Annotated in this window: 6 protein-coding genes; 1 reads left to right on the plus strand and 5 read right to left on the minus strand. The window is 72.0% G+C overall.

All coding sequences use genetic code 11. From position 1 onward, the window contains the following. Positions 1–213: 213 nt before the first annotated feature. Genes ACZJYS_RS21420 through ACZJYS_RS21440 form a run of 5 tightly spaced genes read right to left on the minus strand, consistent with a single transcriptional unit; the run spans position 214 to position 5,248 of the window. Positions 214–405 carry a hypothetical protein gene (locus ACZJYS_RS21420; RefSeq protein ID WP_109516143.1) on the minus strand — a complete coding sequence of 64 codons (192 nt, stop codon included), beginning with the start codon at positions 403–405 and terminating at the stop codon, positions 214–216. Between the two features lie 43 nt (positions 406–448). Then, entirely contained in the window at positions 449–820 is a 372-nt protein-coding gene (locus tag ACZJYS_RS21425; protein WP_109516142.1) for a phage tail fiber protein, read from the minus strand. Between the two features lie 54 nt (positions 821–874). After that, positions 875–2,098: a hypothetical protein gene (locus ACZJYS_RS21430; protein WP_379649285.1), complete on the minus strand. Its 1,224-nt coding sequence runs from the start codon at positions 2,096–2,098 to the stop codon at positions 875–877. Then, positions 2,098–4,551 (minus strand): glycosyl hydrolase family 28-related protein, encoded by a 2,454-nt coding sequence (locus tag ACZJYS_RS21435; RefSeq protein ID WP_493180258.1) that lies wholly within the window; start codon positions 4,549–4,551, stop codon positions 2,098–2,100. The genes ACZJYS_RS21430 and ACZJYS_RS21435 overlap by 1 nt, the downstream gene beginning before the upstream one ends. Before the next feature lie 43 nt (positions 4,552–4,594). Then, positions 4,595–5,248, minus strand: a complete 654-nt coding sequence (locus tag ACZJYS_RS21440) for an immunoglobulin domain-containing protein (protein WP_109516140.1) — start codon at positions 5,246–5,248, stop codon at positions 4,595–4,597. A gap of 309 nt (positions 5,249–5,557) precedes the next feature. Between ACZJYS_RS21440 and ACZJYS_RS21445 the strand changes: the two genes are divergently transcribed. Then, positions 5,558–6,670, plus strand: a complete 1,113-nt coding sequence (locus ACZJYS_RS21445) for a polyamine ABC transporter substrate-binding protein (RefSeq protein WP_109516139.1) — start codon at positions 5,558–5,560, stop codon at positions 6,668–6,670. The last annotated feature ends 68 nt before the right edge of the window (positions 6,671–6,738 follow it).

Here is a 6,738-nt window from a genome sequence, read left to right on the forward strand (position 1 = left end):
GCTAGAGAGGATTGAACTCTCGACCTCTCCCTTACCAAGGGAGTGCTCTACCACTGAGCTACAGCAGCATACCGCCGTGGAAGCGAGGCGCTCTCTAAGGGCGGGGGCGGGGCGGCGCAACCCCTTTTTTGCGCCGGGGGCGGAAAACCGCCCCCGGCGCCTGGCGGGAGAAAGGCCTTCCGCCCCCTGCCGGAGGTGGCGGGGTAGGCCTTCTCAGGCGCCGGGCTCGCCGAAGCCGCGCCCCTTCCGCGCCGCCTCCCACACGCCAAGCGCGGCGATGGCGAGGTTCGGCAGCGCCGATTGCAGCTCGGCCGAGAGGCTGATGCCGAAGCCGGCGGCCAGCAGCAGGAACAGGCCGCGCCAGGTGCTGGGCTGGCCGATCTGCTGGCGAATCCATTCGCTCATGGTCGATACTCCCTGGGGGGTGGGATCAGGCTGGGGGCCGGGATCAGACGCCGTTCAGCGTCAGCGCCTCGGCAGCGATGGTTACCGTGCCCGGGCCCGTCACGCTGGCGGTTTGCGCCAAGGGCCCGTAGGCGAGGGCATTGCCACCGCTCGCCGCGTCATAGAGGCCGAGATGCGTCAGGCCGCCGGCGGCGCCCGTGAAGACGAAGCGCAGCGCCTCGGTGTTCCGCTGCGCGCCGGTGCCGGTGAAGATGACCCGCTGGCGGGCATAGCCATTGCCGGCCGGCTCGCCGGTCAGGCCGCCGGCGCCCGCCCCGGTGCCGAGACCGGCATAGACGATGGCGGGCAGCGCGGGCGCGCGGCCGCACAGGGCGCGGGCCAGCATGTTGCGGGCGTAGTCGGTCAGGGTCGGCATGGAGGTGCGTTCCTTTCTGTCCAAGGAGATGTTGCGCGCAGGGGCGGTGCGGCCTCAGCCGGCCGCCGAGACCGCCTGCAGCATGGCGTCGGGCAGGCGCAGCGGGCGGTGGTCGATGAGGGCGACCTCGCCATTCGCCGCACGGTTCAGCGCGGTGGAGGCGTGGCCGACCAGCATCCGGACGAGCCCGGCAGGCGGAGTCACGGCGGCGCTCTGCACCGTGCCGCCATTCAGGCAGAAGGCCACCTCGCCCTGCGCCCAGGCCAGGGCGGCACGGAACGGCGTGCCCGGAACCATGTTGCCGCCCGGGAGCGCGGCCAGGGTGGCGCCGCCGCTGTCCACCACGCCGAAGATCTCCGACCCGCCGGAGGTGTTGCGGATCAGCAGCCGGTTGGCATCCGTGCCGTCGTCGATCTGCAGCAGGCCCTGGCTGGCGCCGAAGGCAGCGGCATTGGGCAGCATGCCCGCCACCACCACCGTCCCCGCGCCGCCGAGGCCGCCGGGCGGCGACCAGATGGGCGCATCGGCGCTGCGCGACGACGCGGCGGGAGCGCCGGCCGGCGGCAGCACCGGGGAGGTGGCCACCTCGCCCCGCTCGAGCTGCGGGGCGCCGAGGAAGAAGGTGGCGTTGATCGCTGCGCCCGCGTTCTGGGTGAAGTAGAAGCGCGGCACCAGGCCTGTGGTGCCGGAGCCCATCACCGTGGTCAGGCTGGGGCGGGCGAGCGTGGCGCCCGGCGAGACCGCCAGGCTGCTCGGGCTGGCCGTGCCGCCGGCGGTGCGGATCGAAAGCTGGATGTTGGACAGGCCGGCGAGGCTGCCGCCGGTCAGTGCCACGAAGAAGCTCGCCGCCCAGATCTCGGTGGCCGTGGTGGGGACCGAGGTGTCCGCATCGAAGGTCAGCGCCGTGTTGAGGCCGTTGCCGGTGCCGCTCACCTGCAGCTGGAATCCGGGGATGCCGTTCAGCACCGCCGGCCCCAGGAGGACGAGGTTGGCCGGGCTGCCCTGCAGGCTCCAGGTGGATGGCAGGGTGCCGGCGGCCGCGCCCTCGCATCGCGGGTTGCGCAGGCTGTTGGTCCTGCCCGCCTCCACCAGCAGCCGGCGGGCCGGCCCGTGGAAACGTGGCGTGTCCGCCGCCGCGGCCTGCCAGAGCCCGGCCGCATCCTGCACCAGCGCCGCACCGGCGCGGCTGAGGGCGACGCGCCCCGCGTGATCCGGGCCCAGCGCGCGCAGCGGGATGCCCGCGCCGGGCAGCCCGAGAAGACTGGCCGTGGTGATCATCAGGGCGCCCCCGCCCCCACCAGCTGGCAGATCTTCGTCGTGCCGCCATCCGGCGAGTAGGCCAGCAGCGTCGCCACGCCGCCGGCGCGGATCCTGGTGAAGCCATCGCTGTTGGTGGGCGAGGCGTTGCTGGTGAAGCCCGACAGCGTCAGCCCCAGATCCGCCCCCGTGCGGTTCACCACCGTGCAGGAGAAGCCATCGCCCGTGTTGGCCCAGCTCAGCGAGAGGGTGGTGCCGGCGTTGGCCACGAGCATCCGCGCATTGTGCGCGGCATGCGTGACGGTGGTGGCCGCCGAGAGCAGCACGGAGGTCAGCCGCCGGTCGGTGAACTGCGCGTCCACATACTGCTTCGTCGCCGCATGCAGGCTGGCCGCCGGGCTGGCGGGCAGCACCAGCGGGCCGGTCAGCGTCACCGTGCCGTTGGCGGCGATGCGGAAGCGTTCCGCCACGCTGCCGCCCTGGCGGGTCTCCACCACCACCGCGCCGGCCTCCGCGCCGCTGGTCACCGCCTCCGCCACCGTCACGAGGCGGGCGAAGACCTGCTCTGTGCCGGCGCTGTTGTTGCCGCTGCTCTCCAGCACGCCGATGCGGTCATTGGCCGCCGGCGTTGCGGAGAGGCGGCGCAGCCGCACCGTCTGCGCCGCCGTCATGCCGCTGCCACCGAAGGTGAAGCCGGCATTCGGGTTGCCCGTCTCGCCGGCGAAGACGCAGTCGGTGCCGGAGATCGAGAAGCTGGCGTAAGGCGCGTTGCCGCTGTTGTGGAGCCGGAGCTGGCTGCCCAGGCTGGCGCTGCGGCGGTGCAGGTTCACCGCGCCATCCGTGTCCATCGACAGCCGCGTCTCGATCGCGGCGCCCGAGGAGACGGAGGCCAGCTCCAGCCGCCCGGCGGCGATGCGCTGGGTGGTGGGGGTGCCGCTGCCCAGGCGGTTGCCCAGGAGCTGCAGCCGCTGCATCGCCGCCGCGCTGTCGGCGGTGAAGGTGACGGCGCTGGTATCGCAGCCCGAGACGATGAGGTTGCCTGCGCTGGCGCCGAGATGGATGGCGCTGACGGTGACGTTGCCGGTGCCGGGCGCGCCGGTGAAGTCGCAGCCAATGAGCGACAACTGGCCGGCCAGCACCTCGGCGATGCGGCGGGCGCCGCCGGTGATGTTGACGCCGATCATCTCGTGCTGCTCGTTGCCGGTGGTGTTCACCTGCACCGAGCAGCCCTTGGAGGAGAGGAAGCCGCCCACCCACTTGCAGCGCAGCGCCGTGCCGCCGATGCGCACGCCGATGGTGGCGGGGTCCGCGGCGTCCACCCAGCCATCCGTGCCGCTGTTGAAGAAGCTGCAGGAATGCGTGGCGTCCTGGATGTCGAAGCCGATCTCGTGGCCGAACTCGAAGCAGTTGTCGAAGGTGGCCATGTCGACATCGTTGACGACGAAGCCGGTGCCGGGCCGCCGGTTCGGGCTGATGTAGACGGCGCCGCCCGCCGTCCAGCCGGCCGCGTAGGTGCTGCCCACCAGGTCGACCGTGGTGGCGTCCACCACCGCCACCGTCCAGCGGCCGTAGCAGCCCGGCGCGCCGGAGGTGCGCACCTCGGCGATGTTGATGATGTCGCCATTCACCAGGCTGTGCGGCGTGGCCATGGTGACGCGGAACAGCCCGGCGCCGTTGCTGGCGACGTTGGTGATCAGGATTCGGGTGTTCGACCAGCTCCGCGAGGTGGTGACCAGCGGATGCCAGTTCACCTCGCTGATGCGCGAGACGTCGAAGGAGCGGGCGAAGTAGAGGCCGTTGGTGCAGTCGCCCAGGATGTTCTCGATGCGCACGCGCGCATTGCCGTTGCTGTGGATGCCCCAGTTGAAGCCGAGGATCAGCAGGCGGGAGAGCTGGCTGTCGGCGCCGTTGGCGATGCCGCTGCCGCCGCTGCCGTCGCCGATGGTGACGGCGGTGCCGGCGAAGGCGGCCACCTCGTCCAGCCCCTCGCGCAGCGTGGCCGGCACGCCGAGGCCGCGGCGGAACAGGGCGATGCCGTCCAGCCCGCCATTGCGCCGCACCCGGATGGTGTAGGCGGGATCGACGATCAGCGCGTACGGCACGCCGCTGTAGCTGCCGCCGATCCGCCAGCCGCCTGAGCCGGGGCGGCCGCGCAGGAAGACGCCATCCTTCAGGATCAGGTCGGCCGCGCCGATCAGGTAGCGGCGCGGGCCGATCAGAACCGTGCCGCCGCCGCGCGACGCGGCCGCGTCGATCGCCGCCTGGATGGCGGCGGTGTCGTCGGTCACGCCATCGCCCACTGCCCCGTAGTCGCGCACATGCAGCTCGCGGTCGGCCATGATGCCGCCGCGCAGCTGCCGGATGGTGGCGCGCCGCGTCTCCGCGGCGGCCTGGCTGCCCTGCACGAGCGGCGCCACATCATCGTCGGTGAGAGCGGCGGCCGCCGGCAGTTCCGTGATCTTCTTGTCGGACATGGAGCAGTGATCCTTGTGGGCAGGGGAGGGCGGTCTGGCGCGGTCAGAGCAGCAATTCGCCGCCCTCGGCGGCGGCGAGGCTGGCGCCGGACTCGGTCAGCAGCGCGAAGGGCTCGGTGACGACGAAGGACGCCGAGGTCTGCGCCGCCAGCGGCTCCGCCGTGTCCTGCACCCGGATGCGGTAGCCCGAGCCGGGGTCGGGCGCGGTGAAGCTGGCCGAGGCGCCGCCCGACGCCACCGCCACCACAACCGGGCCGGCGATGACCGCGCCCGCGGCGTTGAGCATGCTGAAGCTCAGGCTGGTGACCGGCCCGGTGACGCGCGCGCCGATGGTGAAGCTGCGGCCGATGTAGAGGCCGGTCGGCACCGGATCGAGCGCGACGCTGCGCGTCTCGGCCGGCACCGGGCCGAGCGAGAACTCGAAGCCCAGCGCGGTGCTGCCGTTCAGCCGCAGCGGCGGGGCCGAGGCGTCCAGCACCAGCCCGTTGCCCACGCCCGCGCTGCTGCGCACCGGCAGGAAGGTGAGCGAATCCGCCGATTGCAGCACCACCACATGCCCCGGCTGCAGCCGGGCGGCGACGCTGGTGAAGTAGCCCGGCGCCAGCACTGCGGCGCGGGTGTCCGTGGTGACGTAGAGCCAGAGGGTGAAGCTGTCCGTGCTGGCGAGCGAGGACAGGCCGCGTGGATCGAACGGCATGCGCGTCTCCTGGATGGGTCGCGAAGGGCGTGCGGGCCCGATCCGCGTGCCGGCCCCTGGCGCATGGCGAATGGCGCATGGCGAAGGGCCGGCGCGTGGAGGGGCCGGGAAGGGCGATCAGGAATGCCGGGGAAACGGGCCTGCGCTGGACGCAGCTCACCCGTTGATGGCTAGGATTTAAAGAACATATTGACGCTTTGTCAAGAAAATATTCCCAAATCTATCATCGCCACGCCGCAGCCCGTGGACCCCTGGGCGGCGGGGAATTAACCTGCCGTTCCGTCTCCATTCCGCTGCAGGGACCGCACGATGCTCCGACGCCGGATCGCCACCGCCGCCTTCGCCGCCCTGCTGGGCCTGTCCGCTGCCATGCCCGCCCGCGCCCAGCAGCCGGAGACGGTGCTGAACGTGTACAACTGGTCGGACTACATCGACCCCTATGCCGTGGCGCAGTTCCAGCAGGAGACCGGCATTCGCATCCGCTACGATGTGTATGACAGCCTGGAGACGCTGGAAGGGAAGCTGTCCGCCGGACGCTCGGGCTACGACATCATCGTGCCGACCAGCGAGCCCACCTTCTCCCGCCTGGCGCGGGCCGGTGCGCTGAAGCCGCTCGACCGCGCGCTGATCCCGAACTGGGGCAAGCAGGATGCCACGCTGCTGCGGCAGGTGGAGAGCAGCGACCCGGGCAACCGCTTCGGCGCCATCTATCTCTACGGCACGGTGGGCCTCGGCATCCGCGCCGACCGCGTGCGCGAGCTGTTCCCCGACGCGCCGACCGACAGCCTCGACCTGCTGATGAAGCCCGAGAACGCCCGCCGCCTGGCACGCTGCGGCATCGCGGTGATGGATTCCGCCACCGACGTGCTGCCCAGCATCCTGCAATGGCTCGGCCGCGACCCCAACAGCACCGAGCCGCGCGACCTGCGCGCCGCCGAGGATGCGCTGACGGCCATCCGCCCGCATGTCCGCGCCATCACCGCCAGCGGCAACATCCTCGATGCCCTGGCCAATGGCGAATACTGCGTGGCGCTGACCTATTCGGGCGATGTCATCCAGGCACAGGCGCGCGCGCGGGAGGCGAAGCGCGGCGTCGAGATCGGCTATGTGGCGCCGAAGGAGGGCGCGCAGCTCTGGTTCGACATGCTGGCCATCCCGGCCGACGCGCCGCACCCGGAGGCGGCGCACCGCTTCATCGACTTCCTGCTGCAGCCGGCGGTGATGGCGGGCATCACCAACCATGTCCGCTACCCCAACGCCGTGCCGGAGGCGCGCCCGATGGTGAACCCGGCGGTGCGGGACGACCCGGATGTCTACCCCACGCCCGAGATGCTGAAGCGCACCTTCACCACCGCGCCGCTGACGCCCGCGGCGGAGCGGGCGCGCAGCCGCAGCTGGAGCCGCTTCAAGGCCGGCCGCTGAATTGTGCCGCTGCTGTCCCTCCGTGGCCTGAGCAAGCGCTTCGGCCAGACCCTCGCGCTCGCCCGCCG

It is taken from the genome of Roseomonas sp. TS2 (assembly GCF_058833935.1).

Coding starts and splice junctions, on each gene's coding strand:
- ACZJYS_RS21420 (WP_109516143.1), bottom strand. CDS start 405: ATGAGCGAATGGATTCGCCAGCAGATCGGCCAGCCCAGCACCTGGCGC.
- ACZJYS_RS21425 (WP_109516142.1), bottom strand. CDS start 820: ATGCCGACCCTGACCGACTACGCCCGCAACATGCTGGCCCGCGCCCTG.
- ACZJYS_RS21430 (WP_379649285.1), bottom strand. CDS start 2,098: ATGATCACCACGGCCAGTCTTCTCGGGCTGCCCGGCGCGGGCATCCCG.
- ACZJYS_RS21435 (WP_493180258.1), bottom strand. CDS start 4,551: ATGTCCGACAAGAAGATCACGGAACTGCCGGCGGCCGCCGCTCTCACC.
- ACZJYS_RS21440 (WP_109516140.1), bottom strand. CDS start 5,248: ATGCCGTTCGATCCACGCGGCCTGTCCTCGCTCGCCAGCACGGACAGC.
- ACZJYS_RS21445 (WP_109516139.1), top strand. CDS start 5,558: ATGCTCCGACGCCGGATCGCCACCGCCGCCTTCGCCGCCCTGCTGGGC.